This is a genomic window from Streptomyces sp. FIT100 (genome assembly GCF_024584805.1).
GTDB lineage: Bacteria > Actinomycetota > Actinomycetes > Streptomycetales > Streptomycetaceae > Streptomyces.
Genome location: NZ_CP075715.1, coordinates 5,556,540 through 5,576,283 on the forward strand (window position 1 = coordinate 5,556,540; position 19,744 = coordinate 5,576,283).

A 19,744-nucleotide genomic window follows, 5' to 3' on the forward strand; every position below is an offset into this window, starting at 1 on the left:
TCCAGGGAGCTGTTTTCCATGAGCGCCGAGTCACCGGGGCAGAACGACGAGCACTACCTCCGCGTCATCAGGCGGCGTTTCCGCGACTGGCGGGGTCAGCGGCCCTTCTGGGCCGGCCTGTTCACCATGCTCGGCGGCATTCCGATCGCCTACTTCCCGTATGCGAGTCTCCAGCTCGGCCACATGACGCTGAACATGGCCACGACCGCGGGCGCGGGGTCACTGATCATCGGCGTACTGCTGGTCACGCTGGGGCTGACGATGTGGTTCCACCACATCGTCCGGGTGTTCGCCGGCGTGGCGACGATCCTGCTGGCGCTGATCTCGCTGCCGGTCTCCAACATCGGCGGCTTCCTCATCGGCTTCCTGTTCTCCCTGATCGGTGGCGCGCTCTCCATCTCCTGGGCACCGGGCAAGCCTGCCGATCCGGCCGAGGACCATGCGGAGCCGACTGCCCCGGCTCCCGCTCCGGGCGCTGCGGACGACGTCCCCCTCGTACCCGGTCCGCAGTTCTCGGACACCATGCGCCTGTCGAAGACGACTGCCCACACCGAAGGCGGGAGGAACAGTGCGGGGTGACGAAGAATCACTGATCGCGGCTGACTACCAGCCTCGCCTGGGGAAGGGCCCGCGGCACGCGGCCCCGAGGAAGTCGCTGCTGACCAAGCTGCAGATACCGGCGGGCAAGGCCATGGCCATCGCCGCGATGCCCACGGCGGTCTTCGTCGGCATGGGGCTCACGCCCAAGCTCGCGCTCGCCGACGACAAGGACATTCCGTTCGCCCCCGGCCCGTGCGTGACCCGCTCGGACGAGCCGGAGGAGTCGCCGTCCGCTTCGGAGTCGTCGAAGCCCTCGGACGACGCGTCGGAGGACTCCTCCGACAAGCCGTCGGAGAGCCCTTCCGGTGACACGGGCGACGGGCAGGAGGAGCCGAAGCCGGGTGAGTCCCCGTCGGCTTCCGAGCCGGCGGACAAGCCGGACGAGCAGTCCGCCTCTCCGTCGCCGTCCGAGACCAAGAACCCGCTCGACCCGCTGGGCGTGGGCGACGCGCTCAAGGACCTGCTCGACGGTCCCGACGCGGAGCCGACCTCGTCCGCCCCTGCGCCGAGCGACACGGCGAAGCCGTCCGAGTCCGCCCCGGCCGAGTCGGACGAACCGGCGAAGGACCTGGTCTCCGGCACGGTCGACAAGACCAAGGACGCCATCAAGGACGCGGCCGAGAAGGCCGGCGCCGAGGTCGAGGAGCTCGACGACAAGGTCAAGGGCCTCGACCCGGTCAAGGACGAGGACATCCCCGAGGGCGCCGACGGCAAGCCGCGGTTCCCCTGTCCCACCGCCGACCCCGAGGCGCTCGCGGCAGCCGATCTGGAGCAGGGCATCCCCCTTCTGCCGGACGCGCCGTGGCGGCTGGAGAGCACCAGGCTCACGCTGAACGGGCTCAAGTACCACGGCATCGTCGAGGTCAAGACCGGCAGCGGAAAGATCAAGAAGGCGCTGAAGTTCACCGCCACGTCGGTGGACATCAAGGACCTGCACCAGCTGGTCGAAGGGCCGAACGGAACCACCGCGCATGTCAAGGGTTCGCCGGGCTCCACGTCCACGATCCGCAACGGCACGGTGACCATGTACACGGAGGAGCTGAAGGGCAATCTCTTCGGCCTCATCCCGGTCACCTTCAGCCCGCAGACCCCGCCTCCGCTGGATGTCCCCTTCGCCATCTTCACTGATGTGAAGATCAAGCAGGCGGGCCAGTTCGGCGGGACGCTGACGGTGCCGGGACTGCACAACTACTTCACCGGTGGCAACACCGGCTGAGCTTCCGGGAGCCGCGGAAAGAACTGTGGGCCGCACCCTTCACACGAAGGGCGCGGCCCACAGTTGCTTGCCTCGGTCTACTTTGGTCAGCCCCGCTGGAGGCCTTGCTCCACCAAGAGCTCCGGGTATCCGAACCGTTCCCCGAGCGTCACGAACTCTGCGCGGCAGTTCGCGCTGACCGGCAGGGCGTAGTGCTTCACCGCCCGTAGGAACAGCAGGTAACCAAGGTCGGCGCAGGCATGGGTGACCACCTGCTCCAACGCCGGTACCAGACCAGCCAGCGGCAGCGGGTTGAATCGCTCTCCTTCCTCGTGTGCCAGGGGCAGGTCCGCGGTGACCGGGCCTATCCCCCGGAGCACGGCGGCGCGCGGCGCGCTGTCCGTCACCGGTCCGGGAGGCGGTGGCACGAAGTCCCCTTCACGGCGGGCCTCGGCCGCAAGCCAGGACGATCCGATCAGCTCCAGCCAGGCCCGAGGCCCGAGCTCCTCCTTGCACGGGTCGAAGACGTGGTCAGTGGAGCCGACCCGCGCCGTCCGGATCGACCCCTCGGGCAGTGTGGAATCCAGCAGACATCGCACGTCCCGCCCCAGCTGCAGGCAAGCAGGTCAACCGTCTCGCACCAGGGTGGCGATGGGCCGAAGCGCTCGATGCTGCGATCTGCGGCTGACTCCGCCCCGAACAAAGGCGCCCACTGCCACGCCAGGGTCCAGGGCTGGCCCTTGCGGATTGGGTCGGCACCCTCGCGTCGTAGTGCGGTGATCAGCTTGCCGAACTGACGTGGGCTCAGCCCGGTGATCGGTTGTTCAGGAGGGCTTCGACGCCGTGATCACACCAGTCGCATCAGATCATGTCATCGGTGGCTTTCTGTGTCCGTCGGCGAACTGCTTTCCCGATACGGTTCGGACGTCGCAGGGAGGTAGGGGGTGGGGCTGCGGCAAGATACCTTGAGTCCCGCGCTGGATGCCGGGGCCTGCGCGACCCACTCCCACGGCCGCGAGTCCCTCACGCTCTCCGTCCGGCCTACCGAGGCCGTGATCGCATCTCGAGCCACTGACAGACACAGCCGGTCCAAGGACCAGCGGCGACGAGCCACCTGCACGGCGCCCAGCCCAGGTAACCAGCGCGATCACCCAACAGTAGTGGCGGGACAGGGCACTGCACGCGCGATGTCTGTGAACTCAGAGGGGTGCCCCCCTGCCCCAGAGCTCCTCCGCGTGCTCTGCGAACCTGTCGAACATCCCTCCCTCGCCCTGGCGGCGCAGGTGCAGCAGAGGCGAGTCGTGGCCGACCAGCCGCGCCAGGTGCGGGGTGACCAGGGCGTCGTGGTCGAAGCGGAAGACCGACAGGGACACATGGTTCATCGCATCGTCCGCGCTGCTCAGACGGGTCTCGAGACCCTCCACCGGGCCGAGGCGCTCCAGGTTCTCCAGGGTGACCTTGATACGTGTGGATACGCTCAGCGCTACGTCTTCGATGGCCTCGCGCTGACGGGTCACCGGACCATCGGGGTTGCCCAGCAGGAAGCGGACTCGACACCCAGTTGCGGCCTTGCGGCGCAGAGTGTCGGCGAACGCTGGTTGCTCAAGCCAGAAGAAGTAGTTCGTGTAGCCGGCGAGGAAGATCTCATCGGTGGCGCCCTCGATGAGTTCGCCCCACGCTGTCGACGGACAGGCGGACCGGTACGGGTAGGCCTGCACCAGCTCACGGTCGTGGCCCGACTTCAAGCGTTCCTGTACAGCCTTCGGCCAGATCATCTCTTCGTCCACCTTCAGTGCCTGGCAGGCATCGACACGGTTCCTTGCGTGGGGTATGAGCTCGACGTCGGCCAGCCACCGTTCCACCGTCTTGGGCGCCGCACCGATGCGGGCGGCAAGCTTCCGGGGCGTCAGGTTCGCGTCCGACATAGCGGATCGTAATGCGACGTTCAAGGCTTCCCCCAACGACCTTTGGGACTTCTTGCACCGTAGCGAGCGAGCGGCCAACTGTCCCTGCTTCAGATGGAGATACGTCCGCAAGGGGGCACCACCATCGCATCCATGAGCACCGAGAAGACGAGGATGAGCCCTCCTGCGCATGTGGAGCTCCCGCCCATGCCTCCGCGGCCGGTCCCAGGCTGTGGAGTGTGCGCGGCTCTGGCCGCGCAACGACAGGTGGCCAGAGACCGGGGCGACTACTCCGCCGTGACCGACGCCGATGTGGAGATCCGCAACCATCAGCACCGGACGAAGGGGTGGGCCGGTGGAGATGCAGCGATGGCGTGACAACTGTGCGGCAGCTGAGGACGCGACCCGCGCGCTCGCACAGGCCCTCGGTCGGCTCGGCATCCCAGAGCGTCAGTACCGGCACATGCGATCAGCGGTCACCGCCTCCGGAAAACCCTACGTCTATCTCGGGCTGGTCCCTGCCGGGCTTGTCGCAAGGATCGCTGCGGTGCTGGGTGCGGAGGGTCGGCGGGCGGATCAGTAGTGGTAGCGGGCCTTGATGACGACGACTTCCTTGTCGTCGGCCCGGTAGACGAGGCGGTGTTCGTCGTCGATGCGGCGGGACCAGTAGCCCGACAGGTCACCTTTCAACGGCTCGGGCTTGCCGATTCCGACGAAGGGGTCGCGCTGGATCTCGCCGATCAGCCGGTTGATCTTCTTCGCCATCTGCTTGTTGGCAGCTTGCCAGTAGAGGTAGTCCTCCCAGCCGGTAGGCCGGAAACGTACGTCCCTCACTCCTCGCCCTCCGCCATGGCTTCAAGCTCGTCCATGGTCTTCTCGATCACGGGGGTGTCGGCTGCTTTGTCTGCGGCGATGGCGGCCATCAGGCGGGCGGCGTTGGCCGGGGAGCGCAGGAGATAGACGGTCTCCTGCCAGGAGCGGTAGTCGTCGGCGGACATCAGGACGGCGTTGCCGCCCTTGGAGGTGATCTCGACAGGCTCGTGATCGTCGTTGACCTGCTGGATGAGCGGGAACAGCTTTGCTCGGGCTTCGCTGGCCGTGATGGCCATGTGGCTCCTCCTCTCGGCAAGTGGTACGGAACGACTGTACCGCAGGAGTGGTACGAGGGTGTGGTACCAGGGATGTTCTGGCTGTGCGACCTTCCGAGCGTGAAGGGGGATCGTCTCGTGGCGGGCGACAGCCCGGATCAATGCCGATCCTGACCAGCTCAAGGACGCACCGCGCCCGCTGGGCGACGTCAACCTCGGTCAGGCAGAGGTGCAGTGAAGCGGGGCTGGCCGCACAGGCCAGCCGGCCTACCCGCACCCGCCAGGGGCCCGGCGACGGTTCGTTGGTCATCGGTGTTCGTGTGCCCGACACGTGGCCGACCCACCAGCGGGCGCACGGCACGGCCCCCTTGCCGCAGCCGGCCCGCCCGGCCGGGGAACCCGCCACGGAACCCGCCGCGGGACCTGTGGCCGTACGCAGCGCCGCCCCCTGGGGCTGACGCAGTGTGGGCCGCACCCCCGCCGGGGTGCGGCCCACATCGCTCGGTTCAGCTCACCGTCAGGCGGACTTGGTCCCGCCGCCCAGGTGGTGGACGCGCACCATGTTGGTGGTGCCGGGGACGCCCGGAGGGGAGCCCGCAGTGATGATCATCGTGTCGCCCTCGTTGTAGCGCTGGAGCTTCAGCAGCTCCGCGTCGACGAAGTCGACCATCGCGTCCGTCGTCTGCACGAACGGTGCGATGAAGGGCTCCACGCCCCAGCTCAGGGTGAGCTGGTTGCGGGTGGTCTCGTCCGTCGTGAAGGCGAGGATCGGCTGCTTGGCGCGGTAGCGGGAGAGCCGCCGGGCCGTGTCGCCGGACTTGGTGAAGGCGACGAGGCCCTTGCCGTCCAGGAAGTCGGCGATCTCGCAGGCGGCGCGGGCCACCGAGCCGCCCTGGGTGCGCGGCTTCTTGCCCGGGACCAGGGGCTGGAGGCCCTTGGAGAGGAGCTCCTCCTCGGCCGCGGTGACGATCTTGGACATCGTCTTGACGGTCTCGATCGGGTACGCGCCCACGCTCGACTCCGCCGAGAGCATGACCGCGTCCGCGCCGTCCAGGATCGCGTTGGCGACGTCGGACGCCTCTGCGCGGGTCGGGCGGGAGTTGGTGATCATCGACTCCATCATCTGGGTCGCCACGATCACCGGCTTGGCGTTGCGGCGGCACAGCTCGATGAGGCGCTTCTGCACCATCGGGACCCGCTCCAGCGGGTACTCGACGGCCAGGTCGCCGCGGGCCACCATCACCGCGTCGAACGCCGCGACGACGTCCGCCATGTTCTCGACGGCCTGCGGCTTCTCCACCTTGGCGATGACGGGGACCCGGCGGCCCTCCTCGTCCATCACCTTGTGGACGTCCTTGACGTCGTTGGCGTCGCGGACGAAGGAGAGCGCCACCATGTCGCAGCCCATCCGCAGCGCGAAGCGCAGGTCCTCGACGTCCTTCTCGGACAGGGCCGGGACGTTCACCGCCGTGCCGGGCAGGTTGATGCCCTTGTGGTCGGAGATGACGCCGCCCTCGACGACGATCGTCTTCACGCGCGGGCCCTCGACCTCGACGACGCGCAGCTCGACGTTGCCGTCGTTGATCAGGACCTGGTCGCCCTTGGAGACGTCGCCGGGCAGGCCCTTGTACGTCGTACCGCAAATGGACTTGTCACCGGGGACGTCCTCGGTGGTGATCGTGAACTCGTCGCCGCGGACCAGCTCGACCGGTCCCTCGGCGAAGGTCTCCAGACGGATCTTCGGGCCCTGGAGGTCGGCGAGCACGCCGACGGGGCGGCCGGTGTCCGCCACCGCCCCGCGGAGGCGGTCGTACCGCTCCTGGTGCTCTGCCTGGGTCCCGTGGCTCATGTTGAAACGGGCCACGTTCATGCCGGCCTCGATGAGCGCTTTCAGCTGCTCGTAGGAGTCGACGGCGGGGCCCAGTGTGCAGACGATTTTGGAACGGCGCATGAGGCGGATCCTATCGGTTTGTTTCTACGCGGAATATTCCGTCTGGTGGAATGTACAAATGGGCGCCCGGCCGCTCAGCCGTGGGCCGGTCGCTCAGCCCTCCGCCGGCGCCCCGGTGACCAGGGCGAAGGTCTGCTGTGCGATTTCCAGCTCCTCGTCCGTCGGCACCACCGCGACCGCCACCCGGGCGTAGTCCGGAGAAACGATGCGCGGCTCGTCCGACCGTACGGCGTTGAGCTCAGCGTCCACCACGAGACCCAGTTCCTCCAGACCCGCGATGGCAGCTTCCCGTACCGGAGCGGCGTTCTCGCCGACGCCCGCCGTGAACACGACCGCGTCCACCCGGCCGAGGACCGCGTAATAGGCGCCGATGTACTTCTTCAGCCGGTGGATGTAGATCTCGAAGGCGAGCCGCGCCTGCTCGTCGCCCTCGTCGATCCGCCGCCGGATCTCCCGCATGTCGTTGTCGCCGCACAGCCCCACCAGGCCGCTCTTCTTGTTGAGCAGCACGTCGACGTCGTCCTCGGACATCCCCGCCACCCGCTTGAGGTGGAAGGTGACCGCCGGATCGATGTCGCCGGAGCGGGTGCCCATGACCAGCCCCTCCAGCGGGGTCAGCCCCATCGACGTGTCCACGCAGCGGCTGCCGGCCACCGCGGACGCGGAGGCGCCGTTGCCCAGGTGCAGCACGATGACGTTCACGTCCTCCGGCGCCCTGCCCAGCAGCTCGGCGGTCCGGCGCGAGACGTAGGCGTGCGAGGTGCCGTGGAAGCCGTAGCGGCGGATGCGGTGCGCGTCCGCCGTCTCCACGTCGATCGCGTACCGGGCCGCGTACTCGGGCATCGTCGTGTGGAACGCCGTGTCGAAGACCGCGACCTGCGGCAGGTCAGGGCGCAGCGCCTGGGCGGTGCGGATGCCGGTGATGTTCGCCGGGTTGTGCAGCGGGGCCACCGGCACCAGGCGTTCGATCTCGGCCAGCACCTCGTCGGTGACGACGGTGGGCGCGGTGAACCGCAGGCCGCCGTGCACCACCCGGTGGCCGATCGCCGCCAGCTCGGGGGAGTCGAGGCCGAGGCCGTCCTGCGCGAGCTCCTCCGCGACCGCCTTCAGCGCGGCGCCGTGGTCCGCGATCGGGCCCGTGCGCTCCCGCCGTGCGGCGCCGCCGCCGGCCAGCGGGGTGTGCACCACCCGTGAGGTCTCCTCGCCGATCCGCTCGACGAGGCCCGCGGCGAGCCGGGAGCTGTCGTCCATGTCGAGGAGCTGGTACTTCACCGAGGAGGAGCCGGAGTTGAGGACGAGCACGCGCGTGGCGGCGACGGCACCGGTCGGGGTGGGGGTCATGCGGGGAGCTCCTGAGCCTGGGACTGGATCGCGGTGATCGCGACCGTGTTGACGATGTCGCTGACCAGCGCGCCGCGCGAGAGGTCGTTGACCGGCTTGCGCAGGCCCTGGAGCACCGGTCCGACGGCCACCGCGCCGGCCGAGCGCTGCACGGCCTTGTACGTGTTGTTGCCCGTGTTGAGGTCGGGGAAGATCAGTACGGTCGCCTGGCCCGCCACCTCGGAGTCCGGCAGCTTCGTCGCGGCGACGGACGGCTCGACGGCGGCGTCGTACTGGATCGGGCCCTCGATCCTCAGCTCGGGGTGGCGCTCGCGCACCAGCTTGGTGGCCTCGCGCACCTTGTCGACGTCCGCGCCGGAGCCGGAGGTGCCGGTCGAGTACGACAGCATCGCGATCCGCGGCTCGACCCCGAAGCGGGCCGCCGTGCCCGCCGCCTGCACGGCGATGTCGGCGAGCTGTTCGGCGTCCGGGTCCGGGTTGACGGCGCAGTCGCCGTACACGAGCACCCTGTCGGCGAGGCACATGAAGAAGACGGACGAGACGATCGACGCTCCCGGCTTCGTCTTGATGATCTCGAAGGCCGGGCGGATCGTCGCGGCGGTGGAGTGGACGGAGCCGGAGACCATGCCGTCGGCGAGGCCCTGCTCGACCATCAGGGTGCCGAAGTAGTTGACGTCCGAGACGACGTCGTGCGCCAGCTCCACCGTCACGCCCTTGTGGGCGCGCAGCCCCGCGTACAGCTGCGCGAAGTCCTCGCGGAGCTCGGAGGTGGCCGGGTCGATCAGCTGAACGGCGGAGAGGTCGACGCCCAGGTCGGCGGCCTTCTTGCGGATCACGTCGGTGTCGCCGAGCAGCGTCAGCTCGCAGACGTCGCGCCGCAGCAGGACGTCGGCGGCGCGCAGGACGCGCTCCTCCGCGCCCTCGGGCAGCACGACGCGGCGGCGCTCGGCGCGTGCCTGCTCCAACAGGTCGTGCTCGAACATCATCGGTGTGACCCGGCCGGTGCGGGCCACCTCGACCCGGGCGAGCAGTCCGGCCGTGTCGACGTGGCGTTCGAAGAGGCCGAGTGCGGTCTCCGCCTTGCGCGGAGTGCCCGCGCTCAACTTCCCTTCCAGAGCGAAGAGTTCGGCCGCGGTGGGGAAGGAGCCGCCGGGCACCGACAGTACCGGGGTGCCGGGCGCCAGCCGGGAGGCCAGGGTGAGGATCGCGTCGGCGGGGCGCTCGTCCAGGGTGAGCAGCAGGCCGGCGATGGGCGGGGTGCCCGCGGAGTGCGCGGCGAGCGAGCCGACCACCAGATCGGCGCGGTCACCGGGGGTGACGACCATGCAGCCGGGGGTCAGGGCCTTCAGCAGGTTCGGCAGCATCGCACCGCCGAAGACGAAGTCGAGCGCGTCCCTGGCGAGGCCCGAGTCGTCCCCGAGCAGCACGGTGGCCCCCAGGGCCTGGGAGATCTGCGAGACCGTGGGTGCCGCGAGCGCCGGCTCGTCCGGCACGACGTAGCAGGGCACCGGGAGCCGGGCCGCGAGCCGCTCGGCGAGCGCGGCGCGGTCCTCGGCGGCCACCCGGTTCACGACCATCGCGAGGATGTCGCAGCCCAGCACCTCGTAGGCGCGGTGGGCGTTGCGGGTCTCCGCCCGTACGGACTCGGCGGTCTGGCCCTTGCCGCCCACCACGGGTATGACCGAGGCGCCGAACTCGTTGGCCAGCCGGGCGTTCAGGGCGAGCTCGTCGGGGAGTTGGGTGGCGTGGAAGTCGGTGCCGAGGACGAGCACGACGTCGTAGTCGCGGGCGACCGCGTGGAAGCGGTCGACGAGCCGGGAGACCAGCTCGTCGGTGCCCTTCTCGGCCTGGAGCGCGGCGGCCTCGTGGTAGTCCATGCCGTACACGGACGCGGGATCCTGCGAGAGCCGGTAGCGGACACGCAACAGATCGAACAGACGGTCGGGTCCGTCGTGGACCAGTGGACGGAACACCCCCACCCGGTCCACCTGGCGGGTCAGGAGCTCCATGACCCCCAGCTCGACCACCTGGCGACCGTCTCCGCGATCGATCCCGGTCACGTACACGCTGCGCGTCACGCGTGCTCTCCTGTCCTGTGTCGTGTGCCGTGCCAAAAAACCCCGATAGGGTGGCGTTGCCCCCTTGACAATACCTCTGGGGGTGGGTAGAGCGCCCGCCGCGTACACCCGCTCCCGGGGAAGTGGCACGAAGGGCGCGGTCCGGACCAGGCGTGTGAGAATCGAAAACGCTCACAGGCGCCACGAAGAGAGCAAGCGAGCAGGAGACACAGCACGATGCGCATCGGCATTCTCACCGCAGGCGGCGACTGCCCCGGCCTGAACGCAGTGATCCGGTCGGTCGTGCACCGTGCCATGGCCGGCCACGGCGACGAAGTCATCGGCTTCGAGGACGGATTCAAGGGGCTGCTCGACGGCCACTACCGCCGGCTCGACCTCAACGAGGTGAGCGGCATCCTCGCCCGCGGCGGTACGATCCTCGGCTCCGCCCGGCTGGAGCGCGCCAGGCTGCGCGAAGCCGCCGAGAACTGCGAGGAGTTGGCCCGCCGCTACGGCCTCGACGCGCTCATCCCCATCGGCGGCGAGGGCACCCTGACCGCCGCCCGGATGCTGGCCGACGCCGGCATGCCCGTGGTGGGCGTACCGAAGACCATCGACAACGACATCTCCGCCACCGACCGCACCTTCGGATTCGACACGGCCGTCACCGTCGCCACCGAGGCCATCGACCGCCTCAAGACCACCGCCGAGTCCCATCAGCGCGTCATGGTGGTCGAGGTGATGGGCCGGCACGCGGGCTGGATCGCGCTGGAGTCGGGGATGGCGGGCGGCGCCCACGGCATCTGCCTGCCCGAGCGGCCCTTCCAGGTGGACGACCTGGTGAAGATGGTCGAGGAACGCTTCGCCCGCGGCAAGAAGTTCGCGGTCATCTGCGTCGCCGAGGGCGCGCACCCGGCCGAGGGGTCCATGCCGTACGAGAAGGGCGAGATCGACCAGTACGGCCACGAGCGCTTCCAGGGCATCGGCAACCGGCTCGCCGTCGAGCTAGAGCACCGGCTCGGCAAGGAGGCCCGGCCGGTCATCCTCGGCCATGTCCAGCGCGGCGGCGTCCCGACCGCGTACGACCGGGTGCTCGCGACGCGCTTCGGCTGGCACGCGGTGGAGGCCGCGCACCGGGGCGAGTTCGGCATGATGACCGCGCTGCGCGGGACCCAGGTCATGCTGGTCCCGCTGGCGGAGGCGGTCACTCGGCTGAAGACCGTGCCCGAGGACCGGATGCACGAGGCCGAGTCGGTCTTCTGAGCCGGTCTGCTCGGTCGGCCTGCTGAGCCGGTCTGCTGAGCCGGTCTGCTGAGTCGGTCGTCCGGGCCGGACGACCGGGCCGGACGTCCGAGAGACCGCCGGTCACCGGCCCGGGGCCAGCTCCCAGAAGTGGTCCACCACCCGCTCCAGGTACTCCTTGCCGGCCTCGCCCGAACCGCCCGACGCGCCCCAGCTGGACGTCGTCACCATGCGGGCCTGGTAGTCCGCGTGCATCTGCCGCAAAGCGCTCTCGACCTGCCTCCTGGGCACCGCCAGCACCCTCGCGACCGGCCGGACGTACGCCTGCCAGCGGGTCGTCACGGCGCTGCGCAGCAGCTCGGCGAACTCCTCGTTGCGGCCGGTGGCGGTGAGCAGCTCGCGCGGGGAGAGCGCGAGGGCCTCGGCGAGCGCGGCGGTCTGGCGTTCGCTTCCGCGCCAGCGGTCCGTGTCCTCCATCGTCCGGTACGCGGATGCCTCCATCCCCACCAGGCGGGCCAGCTCCTCCGGGTCGATCGCCCGCGCGATCCGGTGCTCGCGCAGGCTCCTGGCCGCGCCCAGCAGATCGCCCGGTGCACACCACAGCACCCCCGCCAGGGCGGTGAGCTCGTGGGAGGCCGGCGCCAGCGTGCCGCGCTCCCAGGCGACCACGATGTCCGGGGCGACATGGATTCCGTACTGCGCCTGGAGGCCGTAGGCGACATGGCCGGGAGCCATCCCCAGTGCCTCGCGCAGTCGGCGGGCGGCAGGGGCGTTGAAGGGCGGGGATGGGGTGGAGGGCACGCGCACACGCTAGGAGGGGATGGCGCGGGGGGACTACGGTGCGTTCACCCAGGATCACCACTCGTAGGAACGTCCAGAAACAGCCATCGTCCGAATTCGTGCTGTACGCGGACCAGTTGGCGCAAGCGCATTGACGCGGTGTGACGCGCGGTCAGGGTACCAGGGGGTAGCTTCAGCGGCCGGAGCGGATCCACCGGTACTGCAGCTCGGGACGGCCGATCTGGCCGTACTGGGGGCTGCGGGCCGCCCGGCCCTCGGTGACCAGATGTTCCAGATAGCGGCGCGCGGTGATCCGCGAGATGCCGACGGCGGTCCCCGCCTCGGCCGCCGTCAGCCCCTCGGCGGAGTCGCGGAGCGTACGGGTCACCGCCTCCAGCGTGGGCGCGCTCAGCCCCTTCGGGAGCGTCGCGGGCCGGGGCGTGCGGAGCGTCGCGAGCGCCCGGTCCACCTCGTCCTGGCCGGACGCCTCGCCCGCGGCGGCGCGGAACTCGGCGTAGCGCGTGAGACGGTCGCGGAGGGTGGCGAAGGTGAAGGGCTTCAGGACGTACTGGACGACGCCGAGGGAGACGCCCTCGCGGACGATCGCGAGATCGCGGGCGGAGGTCACGGCGATGACGTCGGCGGAGTGGCCCGCGGCGCGCAGCGCACGGAGCAGATGGAGGCCGTGCCCGTCGGGCAGGTACAGGTCCAGCAGGATCAGGTCGACGGGCCTCCGCTCCAGCACCCGGTGCGCCTCGGCGCGCGAGTGCGCGACGCCCGCGACGGCGAATCCGGGCACGCGCCCGACGTAGAGCGCGTGCGCGTCGGCGGCGACGGGGTCGTCCTCGACGACGAGCACACGGATCCCGGCGGGCGCGGTCATGGCGTCACCCTCGCACGGGGCGCCTCGCCGGCGGGACCCCTGGCGTCGGGCGTCTTCGTGACCTGGTCTCCGGCGTCGGGCGTCGTCGTGGCCTGATCCCTGGCGTCGGGCGTCGTCGTGGCCTGATCCCCGGCTGCCGGACCCCCGGCGGCGGACGTCTCCGCGGCGGGATCCGGCGCCGGCGGACGGTCCGTGTCCCGCAGCGGCAGCCGTACGGTGAACTCCGCGCCCCCGTCCGGGCCTTGGTGCACCTCCACCGTGCCCCGCCCCCGGTGCACGACCTGCCGTACGAGCGCAAGACCCAGCCCCCGCCCGGGCCCTCTCGTCGACCAGCCGCGCTCGAACACGGCCTCCAGGTCGCCGGTGCCCACCCCGGGGCCGGAGTCGCTCACGCGCAGCACGAGTTCGTCCTCGTCCGTACGGACGGTGACGACGACGCGCGGTCGGATCCCGCCCGTCCCCGCGCCCGCGCCGGACGAGGCCTCGACCGCGTTGTCGATCAGATTGCCGAGGACGGTGACCAGGTCGCGCGGCGGCAGCCACGGCGGCAGGACGCCGTCGTCGAGCCGGCTGTCCTCCGCGAGCACGAGCTCCACGCCGCTCTCGTTGGCCTGCGCGGCCTTGCCCAGCAGCAGCGCGGCGAGGACCGGTTCGGCGACGGCGGTGACGACCCGGTCCGTGAGGGCCTGGGCCAGCTCCAGCTCGGCCGTGGCGAACCGCACGGCCTCGTCGGCGCGGCCCAGTTCGATGAGGGAGACCACGGTGTGCAGGCGGTTGGCGGCCTCGTGGGCCTGGGCGCGCAGCGCCTGGGTGAAGCCGCGCTCGGAGTCGAGCTCGCCCGTGAGGGCCTGGAGTTCGGTGTGGTCCCGCAGGGTCACGACGGTGCCGCGGCGCTCACCGCCCACCACCGGCTGCGTGGAGACGACGAGCACTCGATCCGTGGTCAGATGCAGCTCGTCGACGCGCGGCTCGCTCGCCAGCAGGGCGCCCGTGAGCCCGGGCGGCAGGCCCAGGTCGGCCACGCCCCGGCCGACCACGTCCGCGTCCAGGCCGAGCAACTCCCGTGCGCCGTCGTTGATCAGGGCGATGCGCCGCCGGCCGTCCAGCATCAGCAGCCCCTCGCGGACCGCGTGCAGCGTGGCCTCGTGGTAGTCGTGCATCCGGCTCAGCTCGGCCGCGTTCATGCCGTGCGTGTGCCGGCGCAGCCGCGCGTTGATCACGTACGTGCCCGCGCCGCCGAGCGCCAGCGCCGCGCCCGCCATCCCCACCAGCGCCGTGACCTGCTCGCCGAGCTGACGGCTGATCTTGTCGATGGTGATGCCCGCGCTGACGAGCGCGACGATCCGGCCACCGTCGCGCACCGGCGCCACCGTGCGCACCGAGGGCCCCAGCGTTCCCGTGTAGGTCTCGGAGACCGTACGCCCCTGAAGCGCCTGGTCGATGTGCCCGAGGTAGGTGTGCCCGATCTCCCCCGGCTCCGGATGCGTCCAGCGCGTCCCGTCCGGTGCCATGATCACCACGAAGTCGACGTCCGCGTCCTTGCGCACCCGCTCGGCGTACGGCTGGAGCTCCGCCGGAGGGGAGGCGGAGCCGGCCGCCACGACGACCGACGGCGAGTCGGCCACGGCGGTGGCGGCCGCCACCGTCTGCCGCCGCGCGGTCTCCTCGGCCTGCGAGCGGTCGGTCATGTACGAGAAGAGCGCGAACCCGGCCACGATCGCGGCGACCAGCACCACCTGCATGGCGAACAGCTGGCCGGCGAGGCTCCGGGGGCGCGGTATGTGCATGGCACAAGTCTGCCTGGCCGATTTCATGTGAACGAAACGCACGCAACGGTGACCGGGGTCACAGCGTGATGAATAGTCGCCACATCCACCGGGACGTGGATGTACATCGGGCCGAGGAGGAATCCCCGTGGCAAGCGCAGCCGCACCCGCAGCCGGAAGGCGCGACCGCACGCACTATCTCTATATCGCCGTCATCGGTGCCGTCGTCCTCGGCATCGTCGTCGGCTTCGCGGCGCCCGGCGTCGCCGTCGAGCTCAAGCCGATCGGCACCGGGTTCGTGAACCTGATCAAGATGATGATCTCGCCGATCATCTTCTGCACGATCGTGCTCGGCGTCGGCTCGGTCCGCAAGGCCGCCAAGGTCGGCGCGGTCGGCGGCCTCGCGCTCGGCTACTTCCTGGTCATGTCGACCGTGGCGCTCGCCATCGGCCTGGTCGTGGGCAACGTCCTGGAGCCGGGTGCAGGGCTGGACCTCACGGAGGCGGCAAGGGCCGCGGGCGAGAAGCAGGCGGCGGGCGCGAGCGAGAGCACCGCCGACTTCCTCCTCGGGATCATCCCGACGACGCTGGTCTCCGCCTTCACCGAGGGCGAGGTGCTCCAGACGCTGCTCGTGGCCCTGCTCGCGGGCTTCGCGCTCCAGGCGATGGGCACGGCGGGCGAACCGGTCCTGCGCGGCATCGGGCACATCCAGAAGCTGGTCTTCCGTATCCTCGCGATGATCATGTGGGCCGCGCCGGTCGGTGCGTTCGGAGCGATCGCGGCCGTCGTCGGAGAGACCGGCGTCGACGCCCTGAAGTCGCTCGCCGTGATCATGATCGGCTTCTACATCACCTGTGCGCTCTTCGTCGTCCTGGTGCTGGGTGCGCTGCTGCGGCTGGTCGCGGGCATGAACCTGTTCGCGCTCCTGAAGTACCTGGGCCGGGAGTTCCTGCTGATCCTCTCCACCTCCTCGTCCGAGTCCGCCCTGCCGCGGCTCATCGCGAAGATGGAGCACCTCGGCGTCTCGAAGCCCGTCGTCGGCATCACCGTCCCGACCGGCTACTCCTTCAACCTCGACGGGACCGCGATCTATCTGACGATGGGCTCGCTCTTCGTCGCCGAGGCCATGGGCACGCCGCTCTCGGTCGGCGAGCAGATCTCGCTGCTCATCTTCATGATCATCGCCTCGAAGGGCGCGGCCGGCGTCACCGGCGCGGGCCTTGCGACCCTCGCGGGCGGCCTCCAGTCCCACAAGCCCGCGCTCGTCGACGGCGTCGGCCTGATCGTCGGCATCGACCGCTTCATGAGCGAGGCCCGCGCCCTGACCAACTTCGCGGGCAACGCCGTCGCCACGGTCCTCGTCGGCACCTGGACCAAGGAGATCGACAAGGAGCGCGCCGCCGAAGTCCTCGCCGGGCGCATTCCGTTCGACGAGCGGACCCTCGTCGACGACCACGCCCCGGCGACGGACGGCGCCCCCGCCTCCGTACCGGAGCAGCAGTCGGAGTCGGAGCCCGCGAAGGTCTAGGAACGGGTCCAGGCCGTATGTGGCCCTGTCGTGCGGGCCCCGGCGGATGGCCGGGGCCCGCACGCACGCGTCGCGCACGACCCCGACCGGCCGCCTCCGGATGGCCGACCGGTCGCCGGTGCCCAAGGGTGAAAGCGTCAGCCGTTGACCGGGTACCGGGATCGGGAGAGGCACATGCCGAAATACCTCGTCCAGGCCAGCTACACCGCCGAGGGCACCAAGGGCCTGCTCGCCGAGGGCGGCACGGGCCGCCGACAGGCCGTGGAGCGGGTCCTCGGGTCGTGCGGCGGCACCCTCGAATGGATGTACTTCGCCTTCGGCGACGATGATCTGTACTGCGTCGTGGACATGCCCGACGATGTCTCCATGATCGCCACCGCCATGGTGGTCCGCGCCACCGGAGCCGTACGGTCCAAGGCCGTCCCCCTGATCAGCCCCGAGGACATCGACGCGGCCGCCAGGAAGTCCGTCGACTTCCGGGCTCCGGGTGAGTGATCGGCCGGCGTCGCGCCGGGGCCGTGCCGGCGGGCCGTCCGTCCCTCGGCGCGAAGGCTCTGACGGCGTCCGCGCCGGTCGCCCGGGCGCACAGGTAGACAGGCGGCCCACTCGGCGGCGCCCGGGCACGCGGACTCCCGCAGCGCTACGCGGATTCCCGGGTGATCCGGGTGATCCGGGTGTGCGGCCGGGGTCGTGGCCCCGGCCGCACACCCGTGTCGGTACGCCGTACGGTCTACTGCTCGATCGGACGGCCGTCCGTCCCGCAGATGTAGCCCGCGACGATGCAGTCGCGCACCCGGCGCTCCAGCTCCGCCTGGTCCCAGGCGTTGAAGAAGTCGCCGTGGAAGGTGTATCCGGGCGCGTCGGTGACGTTCACCCCGTCCCAGGTGCCGGCCAGGGTGAGACCGCCGCCCGTGACCGGCCAGGTGATCAGCAGTTCCAGGCGGGGGACGACCACGGGGTGACTGGCCGGGCAGGTCTGCCCGGCCGCGTAGGCCATGTGGTCGCGGTGGTTGGCGCTGTCCAGGTTCTTCCCGTCCCAGCAGGTGGGGAAGTCCAGGTAGTTCTCCAGCTTGGTGCCGGGCGGGCAGTTCATGAAGTCCCGGCTCGACTCGGTCCTGCCGACGCACGACCAGCGTGCGGCCGGGTTCTGGTCGGGGGACGTCGCCAGGGCGTTGCCGACGACGTACCGCAGTCCGCGGGGGTGGGCGACGGCCCGTGTGTGGTCGGTGATGCCCTGGTAGTAGACGGTGACCCGCTCGGGGGCCACGGGGACTCCGTTCTGGTAGAGGGTGGGCGTCCAGTAGGAGGAGAGGTCCGTCTGCGGGGTGCAGTTGGTGGTGCCCGCGCTCAGCGACTCCAGCGTCGACGAGGCGTTCGCCGTCCTGTTGCCGTAGAACTCGTGGATGTGCGAGCGGCCCGCCTGGCCGGGGAAGACGATCGGGTCGTCGCCCCGGCGGTGGCTGGAGAAGCAGTCCGCGCGGAACTCGCTGCCGCGCAGCGGGGCCGCGGCCTGGGCGACGATCGCCGCCTGCTGGGCCTCACTGTACGTGTACGCGTGCGCCGTGTGATCCGTGTGATCCGCGTGCCGGGAGTGGCGGGCGTGTCCCGTGCCGCCGTCGCGGTCCGTCGCGTACCCGGCCGTGGCCAGGAGCAGCGTGGCGGCCACCCCGGCCAGTACCCGTCGTAACAGTGGACTCATCGTGGGCTCCGGATCCCCGTCACCCGAAGGGGATCCGGACGACGGACTGGTTCCCGGTGCCGAGCGTGCTGCTGCCGTTGCCGATCGCGTTCCACACCTCGACCCGCACCCTGCCGTTGGTCAGGTTCCCGTGGGTCCCGGTGGCCGACTGGAGGCCGCGCGCCTGCGTGTAGTGCTCGTACCCGGCCACGGGATCCGTGGCGAAGTAGTGGTACGTCTCCGTGCGCTCCCAGCTGCCGTCGCCCGTGCGGTCGTAACTCACCCGCACCTGCTGGCCGTTGGCGACGGTCGTCCCCGCGTCCACGAGGAGGTCGAACCGGGTCGAGCCGCCGTCGTACGTCCGCGTGATCGGCCCCGAGGTGAACACCTGCGGGTTGTGCGGGGTGCCGTCGTGATTGGCGCCGCCGGCCGAGGCGAGCGTGACCGTGGTGGCCGACGCGGTCGCGTCACCTGCGCCGCCGCCCGTGCGCAGATACAGCTGGGAGGAGCCGGACGGCGGCGGGTCGGTCGGGTCCGGTGGGTTGGTCGTCCCGCCGCTCGTCCAGACCGCGACGTAGTCGACGAGCATCGGGCGGCCCGGGACGGTCGCGGCGGTCGGGGTCGGCCCGCCCAGCGCGTCCGGGAAGGCGCCGCCGATCGCGACGTTGAGCAGGAGGAAGTAGCCGGCGTGGTCGGTCATGTCGGCCCAGGTGCCGGCGCCCACCTGGTTCTGGTTCACGCTGTGGAAGAGCTGGTCGTCCACGTACCAGCGCAGTTCGTTGGGGGAGGCGGACCGGTCCCACTCGAAGCGGTAGGTGTGGAAGGCCGACTGGCAGCTCGCGCCGGGGCAGACGCGGCTGGCGCCGAGGCCGGTCGTCTCGTTGCACGGCCCGCCGGGGTTCACCCCGCAGTGGAGCACGCCCCAGACGGAGTTGATGCCGTTGACGTTCTCCATGATGTCGAACTCGCCGATGGCGGGCCAGTTCCAGTAGTTGCCCCGGTAGGGCGCGCCGAGCGCCCAGAACGCGGGCCAGTAGCCGAGTGCCGCGTCACCGGTCACATTCGGCATCTGGATCCGGCCCTCGATGCGCAGGGTGCCGCCGGCCGGTGCCTTGAAGTCGGCCCGGCGGGTCTCGATCCGGGCGGAGGTCCAGTTGCCCGCGCCGTCCCGGAGCGGGGTGATACGGAGATTGCCGTTGCCGTCGAGGCTGAGGTTGTCCGGGCTCGACGTGTAGTTCTGGATCTCGCCGGTGCCCCAGTTGCCGGGGCCGCCGGGATAGCCGTGGCCGGTGTCGATCTGCCAGTCGGCGGCCGACGGAAGGGAACGGTCGGGACCGGTGAAGTCGTCGCTCCACTGGAGGCTCCAGCCGGGTGGCGGCGGCGGTACGGCGCCGCGCGCCGTGCCGGCGCCGCCCACGGCGAGGAGCCCGGTGAGGGCGACCGCCATGGCGAGGACGGCGGTGAGGACGGGGGCGGGGGAGAGTCTGCGGATGCGGCTCGTGCTCAAGGAACACCTCCGGAGGGGGGTGGTGCCGGAGTGGATTGAGAGCGCTCTCAGTGAGTTTTTGTAGATGGAGACAGGACAGCCGTCAATGGCTTCGGTCGCTTAACTTCCCGAAGACACAAGGATGTTGACGCTCCGGAGCGTGTGAGCCGAAGGCTCCGGCGGGCGGTCCGCTCCCGGGCCCCGACGGCCTCCGCGGCCGTGCTGGCCTCGTCGGTCGCCCTGAC

17 protein-coding genes and 1 pseudogene are annotated in these 19,744 nt (G+C 70.6%); 5 read left to right on the forward strand and 13 right to left on the reverse strand.

All coding sequences use genetic code 11. The features are described from left to right. The first annotated feature begins 18 nt into the window (after positions 1-18). A complete protein-coding gene (locus tag KK483_RS25120) occupies positions 19-579 on the forward strand; it encodes a DUF6114 domain-containing protein (protein ID WP_262007492.1) in 561 nt (186 codons plus the stop codon). Beyond that, on the forward strand, positions 569-1,816 hold the full coding sequence (locus KK483_RS25125) for a hypothetical protein (protein WP_262007493.1): 1,248 nt from the start codon (positions 569-571) through the stop codon (positions 1,814-1,816). The genes KK483_RS25120 and KK483_RS25125 overlap by 11 nt, the downstream gene beginning before the upstream one ends. 86 nt (positions 1,817-1,902) lie before the next feature. Here the strand turns inward: KK483_RS25125 and KK483_RS25130 are convergent, their stop codons facing one another. From KK483_RS25130 to pta, 8 genes and pseudogenes are all read right to left on the reverse strand, one after another. Further along, the gene (locus KK483_RS25130; protein WP_262009825.1) at positions 1,903-2,394 is read right to left on the reverse strand and encodes a hypothetical protein; all 492 of its coding nucleotides are present in this window, start codon (positions 2,392-2,394) and stop codon (positions 1,903-1,905) included. Between the two features lie 53 nt (positions 2,395-2,447). Next, positions 2,448-2,646, reverse strand: a pseudogene (locus KK483_RS25135) (IS5/IS1182 family transposase); the annotation flags it as partial. 348 nt (positions 2,647-2,994) lie between these two features. Beyond that, positions 2,995-3,720: an XRE family transcriptional regulator gene (locus KK483_RS25140; protein ID WP_313879482.1), complete on the reverse strand. Its 726-nt coding sequence runs from the start codon at positions 3,718-3,720 to the stop codon at positions 2,995-2,997. A 555-nt stretch (positions 3,721-4,275) separates the two neighbouring features. Beyond that, on the reverse strand, positions 4,276-4,533 hold the full coding sequence (locus KK483_RS25145; RefSeq protein ID WP_262007494.1) for a Txe/YoeB family addiction module toxin: 258 nt from the start codon (positions 4,531-4,533) through the stop codon (positions 4,276-4,278). Continuing rightward, positions 4,530-4,808 carry a type II toxin-antitoxin system Phd/YefM family antitoxin gene (locus tag KK483_RS25150; protein WP_262007495.1) on the reverse strand — a complete coding sequence of 93 codons (279 nt, stop codon included), beginning with the start codon at positions 4,806-4,808 and terminating at the stop codon, positions 4,530-4,532. Before KK483_RS25150 ends, KK483_RS25145 begins: the two co-directional genes overlap by 4 nt. Positions 4,809-5,304: 496 nt before the next feature. Then, on the reverse strand, positions 5,305-6,738 hold the full coding sequence (pyk, locus tag KK483_RS25155; protein WP_262007496.1) for a pyruvate kinase: 1,434 nt from the start codon (positions 6,736-6,738) through the stop codon (positions 5,305-5,307). 93 nt (positions 6,739-6,831) lie between these two features. Continuing rightward, positions 6,832-8,079, reverse strand: coding sequence for an acetate kinase (locus tag KK483_RS25160; protein WP_262007497.1), 1,248 nt, complete (start codon positions 8,077-8,079; stop codon positions 6,832-6,834). Beyond that, positions 8,076-10,157 (reverse strand): phosphate acetyltransferase, encoded by a 2,082-nt coding sequence (gene pta / locus KK483_RS25165; RefSeq protein ID WP_262007498.1) that lies wholly within the window; start codon positions 10,155-10,157, stop codon positions 8,076-8,078. Before pta ends, KK483_RS25160 begins: the two co-directional genes overlap by 4 nt. A gap of 216 nt (positions 10,158-10,373) precedes the next feature. Here pta and KK483_RS25170 point away from each other — a divergent pair, with 216 nt between their 5' ends. Further along, the gene (locus KK483_RS25170) at positions 10,374-11,399 is read left to right on the forward strand and encodes an ATP-dependent 6-phosphofructokinase (RefSeq protein WP_262007499.1); all 1,026 of its coding nucleotides are present in this window, start codon (positions 10,374-10,376) and stop codon (positions 11,397-11,399) included. A 102-nt stretch (positions 11,400-11,501) separates the two neighbouring features. Here KK483_RS25170 and KK483_RS25175 read toward each other — a convergent pair whose 3' ends face one another. The 3 genes from KK483_RS25175 to KK483_RS25185 form a co-directional block, all read right to left on the reverse strand. Beyond that, positions 11,502-12,185, reverse strand: a complete 684-nt coding sequence (locus tag KK483_RS25175) for an XRE family transcriptional regulator (protein ID WP_399014835.1) — start codon at positions 12,183-12,185, stop codon at positions 11,502-11,504. A 166-nt stretch (positions 12,186-12,351) separates the two neighbouring features. Continuing rightward, positions 12,352-13,041 carry a response regulator gene (locus tag KK483_RS25180; protein ID WP_262007500.1) on the reverse strand — a complete coding sequence of 230 codons (690 nt, stop codon included), beginning with the start codon at positions 13,039-13,041 and terminating at the stop codon, positions 12,352-12,354. After that, a complete protein-coding gene (locus tag KK483_RS25185) occupies positions 13,038-14,828 on the reverse strand; it encodes a sensor histidine kinase (protein ID WP_262007501.1) in 1,791 nt (596 codons plus the stop codon). Before KK483_RS25185 ends, KK483_RS25180 begins: the two co-directional genes overlap by 4 nt. 127 nt (positions 14,829-14,955) lie before the next feature. Between KK483_RS25185 and KK483_RS25190 the strand changes: the two genes are divergently transcribed. Then, on the forward strand, positions 14,956-16,335 hold the full coding sequence (locus KK483_RS25190) for a cation:dicarboxylate symporter family transporter (protein ID WP_262007502.1): 1,380 nt from the start codon (positions 14,956-14,958) through the stop codon (positions 16,333-16,335). Positions 16,336-16,509: 174 nt separating this feature from the next. Next, positions 16,510-16,830, forward strand: coding sequence for a GYD domain-containing protein (locus KK483_RS25195; protein ID WP_262007503.1), 321 nt, complete (start codon positions 16,510-16,512; stop codon positions 16,828-16,830). A 235-nt stretch (positions 16,831-17,065) separates the two neighbouring features. Here KK483_RS25195 and KK483_RS25200 read toward each other — a convergent pair whose 3' ends face one another. Beyond that, positions 17,066-18,034, reverse strand: coding sequence for a DUF1996 domain-containing protein (locus KK483_RS25200; protein ID WP_262007504.1), 969 nt, complete (start codon positions 18,032-18,034; stop codon positions 17,066-17,068). Between the two features lie 19 nt (positions 18,035-18,053). Continuing rightward, positions 18,054-19,520 (reverse strand): glycoside hydrolase family 16 protein, encoded by a 1,467-nt coding sequence (locus tag KK483_RS25205; protein WP_399014841.1) that lies wholly within the window; start codon positions 19,518-19,520, stop codon positions 18,054-18,056. Positions 19,521-19,744: the final 224 nt, after the last annotated feature.

Bases quoted from the DNA above. Each gene is read 5' to 3' on its own strand.
- KK483_RS25120 (WP_262007492.1), top strand. From the start codon at position 19: ATGAGCGCCGAGTCACCGGGGCAGAACGACGAGCACTACCTCCGCGTC.
- KK483_RS25140 (WP_313879482.1), bottom strand. From the start codon at position 3,720: ATGTCGGACGCGAACCTGACGCCCCGGAAGCTTGCCGCCCGCATCGGT.
- KK483_RS25150 (WP_262007495.1), bottom strand. From the start codon at position 4,808: ATGGCCATCACGGCCAGCGAAGCCCGAGCAAAGCTGTTCCCGCTCATC.
- pyk (WP_262007496.1), bottom strand. From the start codon at position 6,738: ATGCGCCGTTCCAAAATCGTCTGCACACTGGGCCCCGCCGTCGACTCC.
- KK483_RS25160 (WP_262007497.1), bottom strand. From the start codon at position 8,079: ATGACCCCCACCCCGACCGGTGCCGTCGCCGCCACGCGCGTGCTCGTC.
- KK483_RS25170 (WP_262007499.1), top strand. From the start codon at position 10,374: ATGCGCATCGGCATTCTCACCGCAGGCGGCGACTGCCCCGGCCTGAAC.
- KK483_RS25180 (WP_262007500.1), bottom strand. From the start codon at position 13,041: ATGACCGCGCCCGCCGGGATCCGTGTGCTCGTCGTCGAGGACGACCCC.
- KK483_RS25185 (WP_262007501.1), bottom strand. From the start codon at position 14,828: ATGCACATACCGCGCCCCCGGAGCCTCGCCGGCCAGCTGTTCGCCATG.
- KK483_RS25195 (WP_262007503.1), top strand. From the start codon at position 16,510: ATGCCGAAATACCTCGTCCAGGCCAGCTACACCGCCGAGGGCACCAAG.
- KK483_RS25200 (WP_262007504.1), bottom strand. From the start codon at position 18,034: ATGAGTCCACTGTTACGACGGGTACTGGCCGGGGTGGCCGCCACGCTG.